The following is an 18888-nucleotide window of genomic DNA, read 5'->3' as shown; positions in this document are numbered from 1 at the left end:
ATCGAAGGCTCTTGAATTTCAGTGTTTCCAGTGTTGAAACAGTCAGCCGATTCGTGAGGCGTATCCAGGGAAAAGTTCACCTCCGACTATATAGCCAAGAATAATCCAGATGATTCAGCTCGATTTTTACGGCACGCTCGTGGCCGCTTCCCTTGTGCTTCTGCTGGGGCGTGGTCTTGTTACCCGTGTTGGTGTACTGCGCAATTTCAATATTCCCGAACCTGTCGCGGGTGGCCTGTTGGTTGCTCTGGTGCTGTTGGTATTGCGGGCGCTCGACATAGAAGTCCGGTTCGATACCTCGTTGCAGGCGCCGCTGATGCTGGCGTTTTTTGCCACTATCGGTCTGAGTGCAGACTTTGCCAGCCTCAAGAAGGGCGGTCGCGTAGTAGGGATATTTCTATTGGCGGTCACCGGCCTCCTGATCCTGCAGAACGCCATGGGTATCGGACTCGCCACAATACTGGGGCTCGACCCGCTGATGGGACTGTTGACGGGCTCCATCACGCTGGCCGGTGGTCACGGAACCGGCGCCGCGTGGGGAACGGTGTTCAGCGAGAAATACGGTCTGGCTTCAGCCTCCGAGCTGGCAATCGCCTCGGCGACATTCGGTCTGGTGCTGGGTGGGCTGATCGGTGGGCCGGTTGCCCGTCTGCTGATCAAGCGTGTCGAGGTGCCGGGGTGCCACGCACAGGAGGCGCCGCGTCTGCCGAAGGGTTTTGAGCAACCGAACAAGGAGCGCTCGATCACACCATTCTCGTTCATCGAAACCCTGGCACTGATCGCGGTCAGTCTGCTGGTTGGCACTCTGCTGAACGGGTTGTTGCATGGCACGGCGTTCGAGTTGCCGACATTCGTTTGTGTCTTGTTCGTGGGTGTCGTGCTGCGCAACGGCCTCTCGGCGTTTGGTCTGTATCAGGTATTCGAGCGTGAAGTCTCGGTGCTGGGCAACGTCAGCCTGTCGCTGTTTCTGGCGATTGCGCTGATGTCTCTCAAACTGTGGGATCTGGCAGCGCTGGCGTTGCCGATTTTCATCATTCTGGCGGTACAGACACTGGTCATGGCGCTGTTCGCGGTGTTCGTGACGTTCAGGGTGATGGGGCGCAACTACGATGCGGCGGTGTTGGCGGCCGGCCATTGCGGTTTCGGCCTCGGTGCGACGCCGACCGCCATTGCGAACATGCAAGCGGTGACGCAGCGTTACGGGCCTTCGCAGATCGCGTTTCTGGTCGTGCCGATGGTGGGCGCATTCTTCATCGATATCATCAATATCATCGTGATCAAGCTGTACCTGGCGCTGCCATTCTTCACTGCTGTCTAAGGCACATTCCAGCCTGGGACAGACGCATAAAAAATGCCCGTATCCTGCGATACGGGCATTTTTTCTACTGCGAAACGACGCTTAGATGGTCAGCGTCCAGTCGTAGTCGACGATCAGTGGCGCGTGTTGCGAGAACCGAGGCTGACGCGGCAGGCGTGCGCTGCGTACGAAACGCCGCAGGCCCGGGGTCAGGATCTGGTAGTCGAAGCGCCAGCCCAGATTCAGCATCTCGGCCTGTTCGTTGTCCGGCCACCAGCTGTACTGGTCGCCTTCGCGGCTGACTTCGCGCAGGGCGTCGACATAGCCCATGTTGCCGACAATCTCGTCCATCCAGGCACGTTCCGGTGCCAGGAAGCCCGGGGATTGCTGGCTGTCGCGCCAGTTCTTGATGTCGAGCTTCTGCTGCGCGACGTACAGCGAGCCACAATAAATGTACTCGCGACGTTTGCGCCGCTGTTTGTCCAGGTACTTGCCGAAGTCGTCCATGAGCTTGAACTTCTGGTTCAAGTCCTCATCGCCGTTCATCCCCGAAGGAAGCAGCAAGGTGGCAATACTGACTTTGTCGAAATCTGCTTGCAGGTAGCGCCCGTAGCGGTCGGCCGTCTCGAAACCGAGACCGCTGATGACAGCCTTCGGTTGCAACCGCGAATACAAAGCCACGCCGCCTTGGGCAGGGACTTCAGCATCGCAGGCATAAAGGAAGTAGCCGTCCAGTTGGAAGGCTGGGTCATCCAGTTCAAAGGCGGAGGCACGGGTGTCCTGCAGGCAGATGACGTCGGCATTCTGTGCCTGCAGCCAACTGAGCAAACCGCGCTCGACTGCAGCCTGAATACCATTGACGTTCACACTGATGATCCGCATAAATGGCCCCAAAAATCGCGTGCGTGTATGATACACGGCGTCAAGCTAATTAGCTAAATCCGTGGTATTTGGGGTTTTTTTCATGCAAGCGTATCAGCGCGATTTCATTCGTTTTGCCATCGATCGCGGCGTTTTGCGCTTCGGTGAGTTCACCCTGAAGTCCGGACGCACCAGTCCTTACTTCTTCAACGCCGGCCTGTTCAACTCGGGTTCGGCCCTGGCGCAGCTCGGTCGTTTCTACGCCGCAGCCATCGCCGAGAGCGGTATCCCGTTCGACGTGCTGTTCGGCCCGGCCTACAAAGGCATTCCGTTGGCGGCAACCACCGCCGTGGCGCTGGCCGAGCACCACAACCGTGATTTGCCATGGTGCTTCAACCGCAAGGAAGCCAAGGCCCACGGCGAAGGCGGCAGTCTGGTTGGCGCACCGCTGACCGGTGAAGTGCTGATCATCGACGACGTGATCACCGCTGGCACCGCTATCCGTGAAGTGATGCAGATCATCGCTTCCCAGGACGGCGCCAAGGCCGCTGGCGTGCTGATCGCCCTGAACCGTCAGGAGCGCGGCAACGGCGAGCTGTCGGCCATCCAGGAAGTCGAGCGTGATTTCGGCATTCCGGTCATCAGCATCGTGTCGCTGAACCAGGTGCTGGAATTCCTGGCTGACGATCCGCAGCTCAAGCAGCACCTGCCAGCCGTTGAAGCCTATCGCGCCCAGTTCGGCGTCTGATCGCTTCTTCAGGCAAAGAAAGACCCCGTTCAGTCAGGCTGAGCGGGGTCTTTTTATTTGTGCGATCGTTTACGGACGCTTGCGATTGCTGATCAGCGTGCCCACACCGGTGTCGGTGAAGATTTCCAGCAGGATCGCGTTCGGTACACGACCGTCGATGATCAGCGAGCTGCCCACGCCGCCCTGAACCGCTTCCAGTGCGCAGCGGATCTTCGGCAGCATGCCGCCGTAGATGGTGCCGTCGGCGATCAGGTCGTCGACCTGTTGGGTGCTCAGGCCGGTCAGGACCTTGCCCGACTTGTCCATCAGGCCGGCGATGTTGGTCAGCAGCATCAGCTTCTCGGCTTTCAGCGCTTCGGCAACCTTGCCGGCCACCAGGTCGGCGTTGATGTTGTACGACTCGCCGTTTTCACCTACACCGATCGGCGCGATCACCGGGATGAAGTTGCCTTTGACCAGCAGGTTCAGCAGTTCGGTGTTGATCCCGACCACTTCGCCTACCTGGCCGATGTCGATGATTTCCGGCTGGGTCATCTCCGGGGTCTGGCGGGTGACGGTGAGTTTTTTCGCACGAATCAGCCCGGCGTCTTTGCCGGTCAGGCCGATGGCGCTGCCGCCGTGACGGTTGATCAGGTTGACGATGCTTTTGTTGACCTGGCCGCCGAGGACCATTTCCACCACGTCCATGGTCGCCGCGTCGGTGACGCGCATGCCGTCGACGAAGTGGCTTTCGATCGACAGGCGCTTGAGCAGATCACCGATCTGCGGGCCGCCGCCATGAACCACGACCGGGTTGATGCCGACGGCTTTCATCAAGACGATGTCGCGGGCGAAGCCGGTTTTCAGCTCCTCGCTTTCCATCGCGTTGCCGCCGTATTTGATCACCAGGGTCTTGCCGACATAACGTCGGATGTAAGGCAACGCTTCGGACAGGACCTTGGCGGTTTGGGCGGCGGCTTCGCGTTCGAGGGTCATTCAGGGCTCCGGGTGAATCAGAACGGTAGTTGGAGATCAGGTGCAACGCGTTTCAACTGGGCATGGAACACAGCCTTGATGCGCTGCAATTCAGCCTCGTCATCGGCCTCGAAGCGCAGCACCAGCACCGGTGTGGTGTTGGAGGCGCGCACCAGGCCCCAGCCTTTGGCGTAATCGACCCGCACGCCGTCAATGGTGGTCAGGTCGGCGCCTGGACCCCACTGCGCATCGTGCAGTGCATCAATGATGCTGAATTTGCTCTCTTCGGTCACATAGATATTGATTTCCGGCGTGGAAATATCGTTCGGGAAGGTCGCGAACAGCGTTTCCGCGTCGGATTTTTCCTTGCTGAGGATTTCCAGCAGCCGTGCGGCGCTGTAAATGCCGTCGTCGAAACCGAACCAGCGTTCCTTGAAGAAGATGTGTCCGCTCATTTCTCCGGCGAGCAAGGCGCCGGACTGCTTCATTTTCTTTTTGATCAACGAGTGACCGGTCTTCCACATTAGCGATTGGCCGCCGTATTCCTTGATCAGCGGAATCAGGCGACGGGTGCATTTGACGTCGAAGATGATTTCCGCGCCCGGATTGCGCGCCAGCACGTCGCGGGCGAACAGCATCAGCAGGCGATCCGGGAACACGATGGTGCCGGTGTTGGTCACCACGCCGACGCGGTCGCCGTCGCCGTCGAAGGCCAGGCCGATGTCAGCCTTGGTTTCCTTGACCTTGGCGATCAGGTCGACGAGGTTTTCAGGCTTGCCCGGATCCGGGTGGTGGTTCGGGAAGTTGCCGTCGACTTCGCAGAACAGCGGGATGACTTCGCAGTTCAGCGCTTCGATCAGTTGCGGGGCGATCACGCCGGCCGCGCCGTTGCCGCAGTCGACCACGACTTTCAGGCGCCGGGCCAGTTTGATGTCCTGAACGATTTCGGTGGTGTAGCGGTCGAGGATCTCGACCTGGGTCACGCTGCCCTTGCCGCTGCTCAGGTTGCCGGTCTTGAGGCGCTCGTGCAGGGCCTGGATCTGTTCGTTGGCGAGGGTGTCGCCGGCGATCACAATCTTGAAGCCGTTGTAGTTCGACGGGTTGTGGCTGCCGGTGAGCATCACGCCGGATTTGCCGGCCAGCACGTTGGCGGCGTAGTACAGCGCCGGGGTCGGCACCAGGCCGACGTCGCTGACATGGCAGCCGCTTTCGGCGATGCCGCGGATCAGCTCGGCAACCAGTTCCGGGCCGGACAGGCGGCCGTCACGGCCGACGGACACGTTCGGTTCACCCTGGGCCAGGCTCTGGGAGCCGATGGAGCGGCCGATCCAGTAGGCGGTTTCGGCATTGAGAAATTCCGGCACGGTGCCGCGAATGTCATAGGCGCGGAAGATGCTGTCGGGAAGCTTCGGGGCGACTTGGGCGGGGGTGCTCATCTGCGGAAATGCTCCATCTCGAAAGTGGCGGGACACACCGACGAATCATCTCGGCGGCAGGCTCAAACTGAAGGGTATGACGGCGGTTTTCACAGAGAGTTCGTGGTGTGAAAGGGCCATGACGCCTTGTCCGGCGTGGCTTTGGCCTGCCAATGCCTTGATTTTCGGCGCTAAACCTTGCAGATGACATTTTGAATTTCGTGGCAAGCAACGCGCACTTGCCACGACAGATTTTCAGCCGATTACTTGGTGCCGGAGTGGCCGAAACCGCCAGCGCCGCGCTCGGTTTCGACGAACTCTTCAACCATTTCGAAGTGCGCCTGCACCACCGGCACCAGCACCAGTTGAGCCAGACGTTCGCCGACCGGCATGGTGAATTCGGTCTGGCCACGGTTCCAGCAGGACACCATCAGCGGGCCTTGGTAGTCGGAGTCGATCAGGCCGACCAGATTGCCCAGCACAATGCCGTGCTTATGGCCCATGCCCGAGCGCGGCAGGATCAGCGCGGCGAGGTTCGGGTCACCGATGTACACCGACAGCCCGGTAGGGATCAGCACGGTTTCACCCGGTTTGATCACGATGTCCTCTTGCAGCATGGCGCGCAGGTCGAGGCCGGCGGAGCCCGGTGTGGCGTATTGCGGCAGCGGGAATTCGGTACCGATGCGTGGGTCGAGGATCTTGGCTTGCAAAGCGTGCATGTAAATTAAACCTGGTTCAGACGTTCGGCGATAAAAGTGACGAGCTGGCGAGCGATCTTGCTCTTGCTGGTCTGGGCGAAAACCGTGGCGTGCAGCCCACGGTCGATGACGCTGCAGGCGTTTTCTTCGCTGTTGAAACCGATGCTCGGGTTGGCGACGTCGTTGGCGACGATCAGATCGAGATTCTTGTCCTTCAGCTTGCGTGCAGCGTAGTCGAGCAGGTGTTCGGTCTCGGCGGCGAAGCCGACACTGAACGGACGGTCGGGACGGGTCGCGATGGTGGCCAGGATGTCCGGGTTGCGCACCATTTGCAGGACGAAACCGTCGCCGCTCGTAGGGTCTTTCTTCAATTTTTGCGGGGCGACGACTTCCGGACGGTAGTCCGCGACCGCCGCCGAGGCGATGAAGATGTCGCAAGGGATCGCGGCTTCGCACGCGGCGAGCATGTCGCGGGCGCTGACCACGTCGATACGCGTGACGCGATCCGGCGTCGGCAAATGCACCGGGCCGCTGATCAGCGTGACGCGGGCGCCGGCTTCCACCGCCGCTTCCGCCAGGGCGAAGCCCATTTTGCCGGAGCTGTGGTTGGTGATGTAGCGCACCGGGTCGATGTTTTCCTGGGTCGGGCCGGCGGTGATCACCACGTGCTTGCCGGTCAGCGCCTGACGCTGGAAGCAGTCCGCTGCGAGCTGGGCCAGGTCGGTGGCTTCCATCATGCGGCCCATGCCGACGTCGCCGCAGGCCTGGCTGCCGGAGGCCGGGCCGAAGGTCTTCAGGCCACGGCTTTCAAGGAGTTGCAGGTTGGCCTGGGTCGCCGGATCGCGCCACATGGCCTGGTTCATGGCCGGGGCGACAGCGACGATGGCGTCGGTGGCCAGCACCAGGGTGGTCAGCAGGTCGTTGGCAATGCCTTGGGCCAGACGGGCCAGCAGGTCGGCGGTGGCCGGGGCGATCAGCACCAGGTCGGCCCATTTGGCCAGTTCGATGTGGCCCATCGCCGCTTCGGCGGCCGGGTCGAGCAGATCCAGGTGAACCGGGTGGCCGGACAGGGCCTGCATGGTCAGCGGGGTGATGAATTCGCTGCCGCCACGGGTCATGACCACGCGCACTTCGGCGCCCTGATCGATCAGGCGGCGCACAAGGTCGGCGCTCTTGTAGGCAGCGATACCGCCGCCGACGCCCAGAACGATGCGTTTCCGATACAGCCGCTGCATAGGTCTGCCTTTCATTTCGTTGGTGACATGCGTGGCGAAACCCCCTCCCCAGGGTGAATTCGCCCGCAAAAAAGATGGGCTACGATATCACAGCGACCGCTACGGAACAGCGGCGCCCACAGACAAGGAATGTGTATGAGTATTCGCGATTGGCCGGCGGCGGAAAGGCCGCGGGAGAAGCTTTTGGAACAAGGATCGGGAAGTCTTTCCGATGCCGAATTGCTGGCGATTTTTCTACGCACCGGCGTATCCGGTAAAAGCGCGGTGGATCTGGCGCGACACTTGTTGAGTCAGTTCGGCAGCCTGCGGGCGTTGCTGGAGGCAGATCTCGGCGCGTTCAGCGAGCAATTGGGCCTGGGGCCGGCGAAGTTTGCCCAACTGCAGGCTGTGCTGGAGATGGGGCGGCGACATTTGGCCGAGCGTATGCGGCAGAAAACGGCGCTGGAGAATCCACAGGTGGTCCGTGATTACCTCAAGGCCATGCTGCGCCACGAGCCGCACGAGGTGTTCGGCTGCCTGTTTCTGGACTCCAAACATCAGGTGCTGACCTTTGAAACGCTGTTTCGCGGCTCCATCGACAACACGGCGGTGCATCCCCGGGAAGTCGTGAAACGTTCTCTGGCCAACAACGCGGCGGCCGTGATCCTCTGCCATAACCATCCGTCGGGTAACACCGATCCCAGTCAGGCTGATCGATTATTGACCAAGCGCTTGCAGAAGGCTTTGGAGCTGATCGACGTTCGGGTGCTCGATCACTTCGTCGTTGGCGATGGGGAACCGTTGTCGATGGCGGAGTGCGGTTGGATGTAGACAAGCAGCTGCAAGTTTCAAGTGGCGAGCCACAAGCTAAAGCAGACTGCGAATGGCTCTAGCTTGTGGCTTGCAGCTTATGGCTTGAGGCTGACCCTGGAGTAATCCTGCCGCCCGAACGGGCTCACCGAATAACCCTGCACGTCTTTGCGCGTCAGGGCGTAGGCCGTCGGATGCGCCAGCGGCAACCACAGCGCCTGTTGCTGGATCTGCGCCTGCGCCTGTTCGTAGAGCTTGGTGCGCACACCTTGTTCGCTGGTGGTCTTGCCGGCGCTGATCAGTTTGTCCAGATCGGCATTGCAGTAGCGGGCGAAGTTGGTGCCGGACTTCACCGCCGCGCAGGAAAACTGCGGGGTGAGGAAGTTGTCCGGGTCGCCGTTGTCGCCGGCCCAGCCCATGAACAGCAGGTCATGCTCGCCAGCCTTGGCGCGACGGATCAGCTCGCCCCATTCGATCACGCGGATTTCTGCCTGAATGCCGATTTCGGCCAGATCCGACTGCAGCAGTTGTGCGCCGAGGCTCGGGTTCGGGTTGAGCAGGCTGCCGGACGGACGCGTCCAGATGGTGGTCTGGAAACCATCCTTCAGGCCGGCCTTGGCCAGCAAAGCCTTGGCTTTTGCCACGTCGTGCGGGTAACCCGGCAGATTCTTCGCGTAGCTCCAGGTGTTCGGCGGGTACGGGCCGTTGGCGGGTTCTGCGGTGTCTTCGAACACAGCTTTCAGGTAGTTGGCCTTGTCGAAGGCGAGGTTGATCGCCTGACGCACTTCCGGCTTGTCCAATGGTGGATGCTGGCTGTTGATCCCTACGAATGCGGTCATGAACGCGTCAGTCTTTTCGACTTTCAGCGTCGGCTCTTCCTTCGCTGCCTGTACGTCCAATGGTTTTGGCGACAGGGCAATCTGGCACTCGTTACGCCGCAGCTTTTGCAGGCGCACGTTGGCGTCCGGGGTGATGGCGAAGATCAGCGGGTCAACTGCAGGCTTGCCGCCGAAGTAGTCCGGGTTGGCCTTGTAGCGGATCGACGCGTCTTTCTGGAAGCGGGTGAACACGAACGGGCCGGTGCCGATCGGCTGGCTGTTGAGCTTGTCGGTCGCGTTGGCCTTCAGCAGCTTGTCGGCGTATTCGGCGGAGTAGATCGAGGCGAAACCCATGCTCAGGGTCGCCAGGAACGTCGAGTCCGGGTGGTCGAGGGTGAAGCGCACGGTCAGCGGGTCCAGGGCGTCGATCTTCTTGATCAGGCTCGGCAACTGCATCGACTGGGCGTGCGGAAAGCCGCTCTGGGCAACCTTGTGCCACGGGTTGGCCGGGTCGAGCATGCGGTCGAAGCTGAACTTGACGTCTTCGGCGGTCAGCTCACGGGTCGGCTTGAAGTAGTCGGTGGTGTGGAACTTCACCTGCGGATGCAGTTTGAATATATAAGTCAGGCCGTCGGTGCTGACTTCCCAGCTGTCGGCCAGGCTCGGGACCACTTTGCCGGTCGCCGTATCGAAGTCCACCAGGCGATTCATCAGCACATCGGCCGAGGCGTTGGTGGTGGTCAGCGAGTTGTACTGCACCACGTCGAACCCTTCAGGGCTGGCCTCGGTGCACACGCTCAGGGCGGCGGCATGGGCCAGGGGGCTCAGCAATAACGGGGCGAGCAGCAGGGGGAGGGCAGCGAGGCGCATGGTCGGCTTCCTTTACAGATCGAAGGCCCATCTGCAAGTGCAGTCTGGAAAAGGCCTACCCTAGTGGTCGCGATTGCAAATGACTATCCCCTTTTTGCATTTTCGGGGCTGTGCGGCTGAGGATTTGTCGGAAGTGGCGGCAGGAAAAGTCCCGAATGCGGGTATGATCGTTTTTCTTCGACGAATGGTAAAAATTGCCGCCAGCCTTTGCCCAAGCCGCTTGCGGGCGGAAAAAGCGGCTTTTTAGCCATTCATTGCACACGGAAAGTTGTTGCTCCGTGGTCTTTCTGGTATAAAGCAGCGCTCTTTTCTAGGGGCCCGGTTCCTTCGCTTGTAGGTGTAGCCGGTAAGACCTCTAAAGAATCGCGGCGCCTGGCGCCACAATGACTAGAGATTAAGCGGCCAACCCATGCCGGGTTGGGCATGTGGTTTTAGAGGGCTGAGGCATGTCTAGAGTATGTCAAGTTACCGGTAAGGGTCCGGTAACCGGGAATAACATTTCCCACGCAAACAACAAAACCCGTCGTCGTTTCCTGCCGAACCTGCAGCATCACCGCTTCTGGGTTGAAGAAGAGAAACGTTTCGTACGCCTGCGCGTTTCCGCCAAAGGCATGCGTATCATCGACAAGCGTGGCATCAGCGTTGTGCTGGCCGAGCTGCGTCGCGACGGCAAGATTTAAGGGAGCTAATCATGCGTGAATTGATTCGTTTGATTTCGAGCGCCGGTACTGGTCACTTCTACACTACCGACAAGAACAAGCGTACTACCCCGGACAAAATCGAGATCAAGAAATATGATCCGGTTGTTCGCAAGCACGTGATCTACAAGGAAGGCAAAATCAAGTAATTGATTTTTCCCGACTTACGAAAAAGGCCCGTATCTCACGATACGGGCCTTTTTTGTTGTCTGGCGAAAGGCCTCAGGCCTTCTGTTCGAAGATCACATAGACCTTGCGGCACGCTTCCAGCACTTCCCAGGTGCCACGAAAGCCGGCCGGAATCACGAAGCGGTCACCGACTCGCAGGGTCTTGGCATTGCCTTCGCTGTCACGCAGCACCGAAACCCCTTGCAGGATTTCGCAGTATTCGTGCTCGGTGTAATTCACCGTCCACTGACCCACCGCACCTTCCCACACGCCGACGCCCATTTGCCCGCAAGGGCTGTCGTATTGATTGAACACCGCCTGCTCGGGATCGCCCTTGAGTACTTTGGCCGGATCCGGGCGATAGCGCTCGGCCTGGTCCATGGTCAGGCTGATGTCGACGACGTTCTGGATGTTCATTGTTGTTTTCTCCTGTAATGACGGCGCGATGGCTTGAAAGGGCCAAAGTCTATGTTGATTAAATTGAACGCCGCAAGGCGATATAGAAGCCTTATGTCAAATATATTGAAACAACCCCGGCCGCTGGTTTAGGGTGGCGGGTGCCTTGGGCCGAAAACAGGCTGGCCGGGCAGAATTCCTGAGGACGCCGGCGAAGATCGCGCGGCGCTCGTATTCAACAAGAGGAGGACACTCGAATGACCACCCTGACTCGTGCCGACTGGGAACAACGCGCCCGCGACCTGAAGATCGAAGGCCGCGCCTACCTCAATGGCGAGTACACCGATGCCGTCTCCGGCGAGACCTTCGAGTGCATCAGCCCGGTCGATGGCCGTCTGCTGGGCAAGATTGCCAGCTGTGACGCCGCCGATGCCCAGCGCGCCGTGGAAAACGCCCGCGCCACGTTCAATTCCGGTGTCTGGTCGCGCCTGGCGCCGACCAAACGCAAAGCCACCATGATCCGTTTCGCCGGTCTGCTCAAGCAGCACGCCGAAGAGCTGGCCCTGCTCGAAACCCTCGACATGGGCAAGCCGATCAGCGATTCGCTATACATCGACGTGCCGGGTGCCGCGCAAGCCCTGAGCTGGAGCGGTGAAGCGATCGACAAGATCTACGACGAAGTAGCCGCCACCCCGCACGACCAACTGGGTCTGGTAACCCGCGAGCCAGTGGGCGTGGTCGGTGCCATCGTGCCGTGGAACTTCCCGCTGATGATGGCCTGCTGGAAGCTCGGCCCGGCGCTGTCGACCGGTAACTCGGTGATCCTCAAGCCGTCGGAAAAATCCCCGCTGACCGCCATCCGCATCGCCGAACTGGCCGTTGAAGCCGGCATCCCGAAAGGCGTGCTGAACGTGCTGCCGGGCTACGGTCACACCGTCGGCAAGGCGCTCGCTCTGCACAATGACGTCGACACCCTGGTGTTCACCGGTTCGACCAAGATCGCCAAGCAACTGATGATCTACTCCGGCGAATCGAACATGAAACGCGTCTGGCTGGAAGCCGGCGGCAAGAGCCCGAACATCGTGTTTGCCGATGCGCCGGACCTGCAAGCCGCCGCCGAATCCGCCGCCAGCGCCATCGCCTTCAACCAAGGCGAAGTCTGCACCGCCGGCTCCCGTCTGCTGGTCGAGCGTTCGATCAAGGACAAATTCCTGCCGATGGTGATCGAGGCGCTGAAAGCCTGGAAACCGGGCAATCCGCTGGACCCGGCCACCAACGTGGGCGCGCTGGTCGACACCCAACAAATGAACACTGTGCTGTCCTACATCGAGTCGGGCCACACCGACGGCGCCAAACTGGTGGCCGGCGGCAAGCGCATCCTTCAGGAAACCGGTGGCACTTACGTCGAGCCGACGATTTTCGACGGCGTGAGCAACGCGATGAAGATCGCTCAGGAAGAGATCTTCGGCCCGGTGCTGTCGGTCATTGCATTCGATACCGCCGAGGAAGCGATCAACATCGCTAACGACACGCCTTACGGCCTGGCGGCAGCGGTCTGGACACAGGACATTTCCAAGGCGCACCTCACCGCCAAGGCATTGCGTGCCGGCAGCGTGTGGGTCAATCAGTACGATGGCGGCGACATGACCGCCCCGTTCGGCGGCTTCAAGCAGTCGGGCAATGGCCGTGACAAGTCGCTGCACGCGTTCGACAAATACACCGAGCTGAAGGCGACCTGGATCAAGCTGTAAACCGTTGAGGGGGCCTGCTCAGGCGGGCTCCCGAACGATACAAAGATCCCTGTGGGAGCGAGCTTGCTCGCGAAAGCGGTGTATCCGTCAGCACATCTGCTGAATGTGAAACCGTTATCGCGAGCAAGCTCGCTCCCACAGTGTTTTGTGGTGCCTATAAAAATTATCCACAGGAGCGTGGACCATGCGTTGGGCGACGTATTTCGCCGTGTTGGCGTCTGTCTTGAGTGTTGGCCTGGCCCTTGGCGTCAGCATGCCGCTGGTGTCGTTGCGTCTGGAGGGTTGGGGTTATGGTTCTTTCGCCATTGGTGTGATGGCGGCGATGCCGGCGATTGGCGTGCTACTGGGGGCGAAGGTTTCGAGTCATCTGGCGGCGCGTTTCGGCACGGCGAACCTGATGCGCCTGTGTCTGTGGGGCGGGGCATTGTCCATCGGCCTGCTGGCGCTATTGCCGAGTTATCCGATCTGGCTGGTGCTGCGGTTGATGATCGGGGTGATCCTGACCATCGTGTTCATCCTCGGCGAAAGCTGGATCAATCAACTGGTGGTCGAGCAGTGGCGTGGTCGATTGGTGGCACTGTATGGCAGCAGTTATGCGCTCAGCCAACTGTCGGGCCCGTTGCTGCTGGGTGCGCTCGGCACCGAGCATGATTACGGCTTCTGGGTGGGTGTCGGCCTTTTGATCGCTGCGCCACTTCTGTTGCTGGGGCGCAGCGGGGCGCCGAGCAGCGAGGCCAGCAGCGTGACCTTCGGCGACTTGTGGGGCTTCAGTCGCGAATTGCCGGCGATTGCCTGGGCGGTGTCGTTGTTCGCCGCGTTTGAGGCGATGATCCTGACCCTGTTGCCGGTGTACTGCCTGCAACAGGGCTTCACGGCGGAAATCGCCCTGGCGATGGTCAGCACCGTGGTGGTGGGCGACGCGCTGCTGCAATTGCCCATCGGTGCGCTGGCCGACTACCTGTCGCGGCGGACCTTGTTCGCCGGTTGCGCCGTGGTGCTGATGCTGTCGAGTCTGGCGATCCCGATGCTGATCGACACTCTGCTGATCTGGCCGCTGTGGGTGCTGTTCGGCGCCAGTGCGGGTGGCTTGTTCACCCTGTCGCTGATCCTGATCGGCGAGCGCTACCGCGATGACGCGCTGGTGCGCGCCAATGCGCATATCGCGCAACTGTGGGGCGTTGGTTGTCTGATCGGGCCGTTGGCGGCGGGGGCGGGCAGTCAATGGATCAGCGGGCACGCGTTGCCTTGGTTCATGGCGGCCGGGGCGTTCGGGCTGGTGATTCTGCTGTCGCGGCAAGGGGCGTTCGGCAAGGTGCCGGAACCCGCTTGATAAGCCGCCCAGGGCGGATTGCTACAGCATTCGCTCTAGGCCCACCGTGGTGCTGAACCACGCATTGAAGCGCCGCCACCAGCTGCCAGGCTCCTTGGTCAGCGTGTGCATCTGGCCGTTGTCCTCGGTGACCCAGACGACTTTCCCGCCCTGAAGTTTTGCCTCGTAACTGAGCGCCGGCGCCATGCCTTGCAAGGCCAGTTCCCGTACGTGGGCAGCCAGCTCGGGGCTGTCCACCAGCACGCCAACTTCGGTGTTCCACAGCACCGAGCGCGGGTCGAAATTGAACGAGCCGATGAACGCTTTTTTCCCGTCGAAGATCATCGCCTTGCTGTGCAGGCTGGAATCCGAGCCACGAAACGATTTGCTGTAAAACAGGTGCGGGCCGCTGCCGAAGTTATCCCCAGGCTGGCGTCGCAGTTCATACAACTTCACGCCATGTTCCAGCAATGCCTTGCGATAGGGCGCGTAACCGCCGTGCACCGCCGGCACGTCGGTGGCTTCCAGTGAGTTGGTCAGCAGGCTCACCGATACGCCCGCATCGGCACGGCCAGTCAGGTAAACCAGCCCCGGCTGACCCGGCACGAAGTAGGCGGAAATCATCATCAGTTCCTTGTTGACGCCTCGCAGCTCCGGTGCCAGTTGTGTGGTCAGCAGCAGTTGCGGATCCGGCTCGCCGTCCGCCAGCACTTTGCTCGGCGCGTCCCACAGCGCCTGGTTCCACGCCCAGATCAGCTCCCGGCGCCAGATGTCCATGCGTGGGTGGGTGGTGAAGGTCATCAACTGTTGATACAGCGCGTGATTCTGCTTGCGGGTTTCCTCGAGGGATTCTTCCAGGCGTGTGCGGGTGTTCTGCAGGTCTTTGGCCGAGGGTTTGCTGGAGAGAAATTCCTCGATCGGTTTGCTCAGGGCGCTGTTCCAGTACTGATCGAAGCCGTGCCCGAGCTGTTCGGCGACCGGCCCGACGCTGAGCATGTCGATGTCGGTGAAATTCAGGTTGGGCTCGGCATCGAAGTACTCGTCGCCCAGGTTGCGTCCGCCGACAATGGCGGCGCTGTTGTCCGCCAGCCACAGTTTGTTGTGCATCCGCCGGTGTTGCTGCGACAGGTTGAACAGCCGGCCGGCGGCACGGGTCACGCCGGTGCTTCGGCCCAGATGCAGTGGATTGAACAGACGGATCTGGATATTCGGATGCGCCGCCAATGTGGCGATGATCAGGTCGAGGCCGTCGCTGGTGGTGTCGTCCAGCAGGATGCGCACCCGCACGCCACGGTCGGCGGCCTTGAGCACTTCTTCCACCAGCATCCGCGTACTGATGCCGTCGTGGACGATGTAGTACTGCAGGTCGAGGCTGCTCTGGGCGTTGCGGATCAGCTCGGCGCGGGCGGTGAAGGCTTCGGTGCTGTTGGACAGCAGGCGAAAGCCGGACTGGCCCTTGTACGGCGCGGCCTGGGCCTGGATCGAGCGGCCGAAACTCGATGCAGAGGCCGGCAATGCCTGGCTTGGTTCGCGCGGCACGTCGAGGGTCGCGCAACCGCCCAGGAACGAGGCGAGTAACAGCAGAGCGAGTAGGGGCTGTCTGAAGCTCACGTAGGATCGTTCCGATTGGCGGCAAGGGGCGGCATATGGACGCGGGTCTCTGGAAAAAGGTCAGTCGGCTTCAGCGAGCAGCTTGATCGCCGCCGCACCGACTTTGCGCACGGCTTCTTCGATGAGCGGTGTCGGCTTCGCAGCGTAGTTCATGCGTAGGCAATTGCGGTACTTGCCCGAAGCGGAAAAGATGCTGCCGACGGCAATCTGTACGCCTTGATCGTGCAGTGCACGATTCAGTTTCAGGGTATCGAAACCTTCCGGCAGTTCGACCCAGAGCATGAAGCTGCCTTGCGGGCGGCTGGCGCGAGTGCCGGCCGGAAAGTATCGCGTCACCCAATCGATCATCACGTCACGGTTGCGCTGATATTGCGTACGCATCCGCCGCAAATGTGGTTCGAAGTGCCCGGCCTTGAGAAATTCGGCAATCGCGATCTGTGGCTGGGGCGCGGTGGAGCCGGTGCTGATGTATTTCATGTGCAGCACCCGCTCGAGGTATCGACCCGGCGCGACCCAGCCGATGCGCAATCCCGGCGCGAGAGTCTTGGAGAACGAGCTGCACAGCAACACGCGGCCATCCTCGTCGAAGGATTTGATCGTACGTGGGCGCGGATAGGTGTAGGCCAGTTCGCCATACACGTCGTCCTCGATGATCGCCACGTCGAAGCGCTGGGCCAGCGTCAACAACGCGCGTTTGCGCGACTCCGGCATGATGTAGCCGAGGGGGTTGTTGCAGTTGGGCGTGAGCTGGATGACCTTGATCGGCCACTGCTCCAGCGCCAGTTCCAGGGCTTCGAGGCTGATGCCGGTGAGCGGGTCGGTGGGGATTTCCAGGGCTTTCATGCCCAGCCCTTTGAGGGTCTGCATGGCGCCGTGAAAGCTTGGCGAGTCCACCGCGACGATATCGCCGGGCTCGCAGATCGCGTGGATGCTGGTGGACAGCGCTTCGTGGCAACCGGTGGTGACGACGAGGTCACTGGCGCTCAACTGGCAGCCCGAATCGAGCATCAGCCGGGCGATCTGTTCGCGCAGTTCGAGGGTGCCGTGAATGTTGTCGTAATACAGACCGGGCATGTCCTGGCGGCGGCTGATACGGGCCAGTCCGCGCAGCAGCGGTTTCATCGTCGGTGACGAGATGTCCGGCATGCCGCGACCGAGCTGCACCACGTCCTTGCGCGGCACGGCGCGAATCAGCTCCAGCACCTGATCCCACTGGGAAATTTCCACCGGACGCTGGGCCGGACGCCCGATGGCCGGCAGTTCCGGCAACTCGCGGCCGACCGGCACGAAGTAGCCTGATTTTGGCTTTGGCGTGGCCAGGCCGCTGTCTTCCAGCATTCGATAGGCCTGCTGCACCGTGCTCAGGCTGACCCCATGTTCTACGCTCAAGGCGCGCACCGACGGCAGGCGATCACCAGGACGGTAGAAGCCTTGTTCGATGCGGGTGCCGAGCAACTCGGCGAGATTCACATACAGGGTCATGGCACTGCCTCGATGCAGGTGATTCGAAAAACCAGTACAGATGCGGCGTAAATCGACAATTCAGTCCCGGAGACAGCAAATCTGTATGGAAATAATACAGATGTGTTGAATCTGTAATGCTTTTGTCGGCCCGCGCATCATGGAATCTCTGGCTACCCAAGTAAACAGGAGCGACAAAAATGAACGGCTTGAGCGATGTGCGGCTGACGTTACACAGTCAGGAACTGGAGGCAGGGCAACAGGACAGGGCGCGCAACGAGATGCTGCGCAACGCCCCGTCCGGCCTGAGTCGCTGGGGTCTGTTCTGGCATCGTCTGCACACGCGCAAGGCGCTGCTGGGGCTGACGCCGGAGCAGCTCAAGGATGTCGGGCTGACCCGGGAACAGGCGCTGGAGGAGGGGTTGAAGCCGTTCTGGCGGATCTAGAAGGATCGTTCCCACGCTCTGCGTGGGAACGATCTCAGACCAGTTCTTTGAGCCGATGCCACAACATCCCCAACGCCAGCAACGGCGAGCGTAGATGCTTGCCGCCGGGGAAGGTGATGTGTGGCACTTTGGCGAACAGATCAAAGTCACCGCTGTGCTGGCCGCTGATTGCCTCGGCCAGCAACTTGCCCGCCAGGTGCGTGGCATTCACGCCGTGGCCGGAATAGGCCTGAGCGTAATACACGTTCGGCTGATCGCTTAGCCGGCCAATCTGCGGCAGGCGGTTGGCGCCGATACCGATCATCCCGCCCCACTGATAGTCGATCTTCGCTGACGCGAGCTGCGGGAACACTTCCAGCATCTTCGGCCGCATGTACGCGCCGATGTCCTTTGGATCACGCCCCGAATAATGGCAGGCGCCGCCGAACAGCAGACGACGGTCTGCCGAGAGCCGGTAGTAATCCAGCGCCACCCGCTGGTCGCAGACCGCCATGTTCTGCGGCAGCAGGGCGTGGGCCTGTTCTTCGCTCAAGGGTTCGGTGGCGATGATGTAGCTGCCGGCCGGCAGCACCTTGCCGCTGAGTTGCGGATTCAGATTGTTGAGATAGGCATTGCAGCCCAGCACCAGGGTCTTCGCCCGCACCGAACCTTGCGCCGTATGGACCCGGACTTCGGCGCCGTAGTCGATGCGGGTGACTGCCGATTGCTCGAACAGCTTCACCCCGAGTTGCTGCGCTGCAGCAGCTTCCCCGAGTGCCAGATTCAGCGGATGCAGATGGCCGGAACCCATGTCGATCAAACCACCGACGTAGCGTTTGGAGCCGACCACGGTGTGCATCTCGTTGGCCTGCAACAGTCGGGTTTCGTAGCGGTAACCGAGGCCGCGCAATTCTTCAGCGTCTTCGGCAAAGCCTTCCAGGTCGGAAGGTTTGTTGGCGAGGTCGCAGTAACCCCAGGTCAGGTCGCAGGGGATCTGAAATTTCTCGACGCGCTGTCGGACGATTTCCACGGCTTCCAAGCCCATGAGCTTCATCTGACGCACGCCGTCGGCGCCGATCACGTTGGCGAACTGGTCGAGGCCATGACCGACCCCGCGAATCAACTGCCCGCCGTTGCGGCCGCTGGCTCCCCAGCCGATCCGGTGCGCCTCCAGCAGCACCACGCTCAAGCCGCGCTCGGCCAGTTCCAGTGCGGTGTTAAGCCCGGAGAAACCACCGCCGACCACGCACACGTCCGCGATCAGCTCACCTTGCAGCACCGGATGGTCGGGCTGCGGCAGGCTGCTGGCGGCGTAGTAAGAGGCAACGTGGGGTTGGCTCGCGAAGGCTTGGGCGCGGGCATTCATGGGCGTCATCCTGAGCGG

At 61.1% G+C, this 18888-nt stretch carries 17 protein-coding genes and 1 pseudogene; 8 read left to right on the top strand and 10 right to left on the bottom strand.

Going from position 1 to position 18888, the window contains the following annotated elements; translation table 11 throughout:
• The first annotated feature begins 109 nt into the window (after positions 1 to 109).
• Positions 110 to 1318, top strand: coding sequence for a sodium/glutamate symporter (gene gltS / locus M5B98_RS07975; protein WP_248742384.1), 1209 nt, complete (start codon positions 110 to 112; stop codon positions 1316 to 1318).
• 81 nt (positions 1319 to 1399) lie between these two features.
• On the opposite strand, the gene M5B98_RS07970 is transcribed toward gltS, so the two are convergent.
• Positions 1400 to 2179, bottom strand: a complete 780-nt coding sequence (locus M5B98_RS07970; RefSeq protein WP_007920349.1) for an exodeoxyribonuclease III — start codon at positions 2177 to 2179, stop codon at positions 1400 to 1402.
• Positions 2180 to 2261: 82 nt separating this feature from the next.
• Here M5B98_RS07970 and pyrE point away from each other — a divergent pair, with 82 nt between their 5' ends.
• Entirely contained in the window at positions 2262 to 2906 is a 645-nt protein-coding gene (pyrE, locus tag M5B98_RS07965) for an orotate phosphoribosyltransferase (RefSeq protein ID WP_007954442.1), read from the top strand.
• Positions 2907 to 2975: 69 nt separating this feature from the next.
• Here pyrE and argB read toward each other — a convergent pair whose 3' ends face one another.
• The 4 genes and pseudogenes from argB to coaBC all read right to left on the bottom strand — a co-directional run bounded on the left by argB (position 2976) and on the right by coaBC (position 7208).
• Positions 2976 to 3881: an acetylglutamate kinase gene (gene argB, locus M5B98_RS07960; protein WP_065258175.1), complete on the bottom strand. Its 906-nt coding sequence runs from the start codon at positions 3879 to 3881 to the stop codon at positions 2976 to 2978.
• A 17-nt stretch (positions 3882 to 3898) separates the two neighbouring features.
• Positions 3899 to 5302, bottom strand: a pseudogene (locus M5B98_RS07955) (phosphomannomutase/phosphoglucomutase); the annotation flags it as partial.
• 236 nt (positions 5303 to 5538) lie between these two features.
• Positions 5539 to 5994 carry a dUTP diphosphatase gene (dut, locus tag M5B98_RS07950; RefSeq protein ID WP_007954445.1) on the bottom strand — a complete coding sequence of 152 codons (456 nt, stop codon included), beginning with the start codon at positions 5992 to 5994 and terminating at the stop codon, positions 5539 to 5541.
• A 5-nt stretch (positions 5995 to 5999) separates the two neighbouring features.
• Positions 6000 to 7208 carry a bifunctional phosphopantothenoylcysteine decarboxylase/phosphopantothenate--cysteine ligase CoaBC gene (gene coaBC / locus M5B98_RS07945; RefSeq protein WP_085708873.1) on the bottom strand — a complete coding sequence of 403 codons (1209 nt, stop codon included), beginning with the start codon at positions 7206 to 7208 and terminating at the stop codon, positions 6000 to 6002.
• A gap of 135 nt (positions 7209 to 7343) precedes the next feature.
• Between coaBC and radC the strand changes: the two genes are divergently transcribed.
• Complete coding sequence (gene radC, locus M5B98_RS07940; protein WP_248739840.1) at positions 7344 to 8018, top strand: RadC family protein; 675 nt, start codon at positions 7344 to 7346, stop codon at positions 8016 to 8018.
• A 77-nt stretch (positions 8019 to 8095) separates the two neighbouring features.
• On the opposite strand, the gene M5B98_RS07935 is transcribed toward radC, so the two are convergent.
• The gene (locus M5B98_RS07935) at positions 8096 to 9685 is read right to left on the bottom strand and encodes an ABC transporter substrate-binding protein (RefSeq protein WP_248742383.1); all 1590 of its coding nucleotides are present in this window, start codon (positions 9683 to 9685) and stop codon (positions 8096 to 8098) included.
• A 446-nt stretch (positions 9686 to 10131) separates the two neighbouring features.
• Between M5B98_RS07935 and rpmB the strand changes: the two genes are divergently transcribed.
• Positions 10132 to 10365, top strand: a complete 234-nt coding sequence (gene rpmB / locus M5B98_RS07930) for a 50S ribosomal protein L28 (RefSeq protein WP_003229474.1) — start codon at positions 10132 to 10134, stop codon at positions 10363 to 10365.
• 11 nt (positions 10366 to 10376) lie between these two features.
• Positions 10377 to 10532, top strand: coding sequence for a 50S ribosomal protein L33 (rpmG, locus tag M5B98_RS07925; RefSeq protein WP_003177274.1), 156 nt, complete (start codon positions 10377 to 10379; stop codon positions 10530 to 10532).
• A gap of 73 nt (positions 10533 to 10605) precedes the next feature.
• Here the strand turns inward: rpmG and M5B98_RS07920 are convergent, their stop codons facing one another.
• A complete protein-coding gene (locus M5B98_RS07920) occupies positions 10606 to 10968 on the bottom strand; it encodes a cupin domain-containing protein (RefSeq protein ID WP_169432451.1) in 363 nt (120 codons plus the stop codon).
• 236 nt (positions 10969 to 11204) lie between these two features.
• On the opposite strand from M5B98_RS07920, the gene M5B98_RS07915 reads away from it, so the two are divergent.
• Positions 11205 to 12698, top strand: coding sequence for an aldehyde dehydrogenase (locus M5B98_RS07915; RefSeq protein WP_085708877.1), 1494 nt, complete (start codon positions 11205 to 11207; stop codon positions 12696 to 12698).
• 184 nt (positions 12699 to 12882) lie between these two features.
• Complete coding sequence (locus M5B98_RS07910; protein WP_248742382.1) at positions 12883 to 14028, top strand: MFS transporter; 1146 nt, start codon at positions 12883 to 12885, stop codon at positions 14026 to 14028.
• A gap of 21 nt (positions 14029 to 14049) precedes the next feature.
• Here M5B98_RS07910 and M5B98_RS07905 read toward each other — a convergent pair whose 3' ends face one another.
• Both M5B98_RS07905 and M5B98_RS07900 read right to left on the bottom strand, forming a co-directional pair.
• Positions 14050 to 15618: a phospholipase D family protein gene (locus M5B98_RS07905; protein ID WP_248742381.1), complete on the bottom strand. Its 1569-nt coding sequence runs from the start codon at positions 15616 to 15618 to the stop codon at positions 14050 to 14052.
• A gap of 60 nt (positions 15619 to 15678) precedes the next feature.
• Complete coding sequence (locus M5B98_RS07900; protein ID WP_114886319.1) at positions 15679 to 17100, bottom strand: PLP-dependent aminotransferase family protein; 1422 nt, start codon at positions 17098 to 17100, stop codon at positions 15679 to 15681.
• A gap of 179 nt (positions 17101 to 17279) precedes the next feature.
• On the opposite strand from M5B98_RS07900, the gene M5B98_RS07895 reads away from it, so the two are divergent.
• Positions 17280 to 17525, top strand: coding sequence for a DUF1127 domain-containing protein (locus tag M5B98_RS07895; protein WP_119426800.1), 246 nt, complete (start codon positions 17280 to 17282; stop codon positions 17523 to 17525).
• A gap of 34 nt (positions 17526 to 17559) precedes the next feature.
• Here M5B98_RS07895 and M5B98_RS07890 read toward each other — a convergent pair whose 3' ends face one another.
• Complete coding sequence (locus M5B98_RS07890; protein WP_248742380.1) at positions 17560 to 18870, bottom strand: NAD(P)/FAD-dependent oxidoreductase; 1311 nt, start codon at positions 18868 to 18870, stop codon at positions 17560 to 17562.
• Between the last annotated feature and the right edge of the window lie 18 nt (positions 18871 to 18888).

Origin of the sequence: Pseudomonas sp. MWU12-3088, from assembly GCF_023242405.1 — a bacterium.
In the GTDB taxonomy this organism is placed as follows: Bacteria; Pseudomonadota; Gammaproteobacteria; order Pseudomonadales; family Pseudomonadaceae; genus Aquipseudomonas; species Aquipseudomonas kribbensis.
Note: the sequence above shows the minus strand (reverse complement) of the source record. Positions and strands in the feature narration are given on the sequence as shown.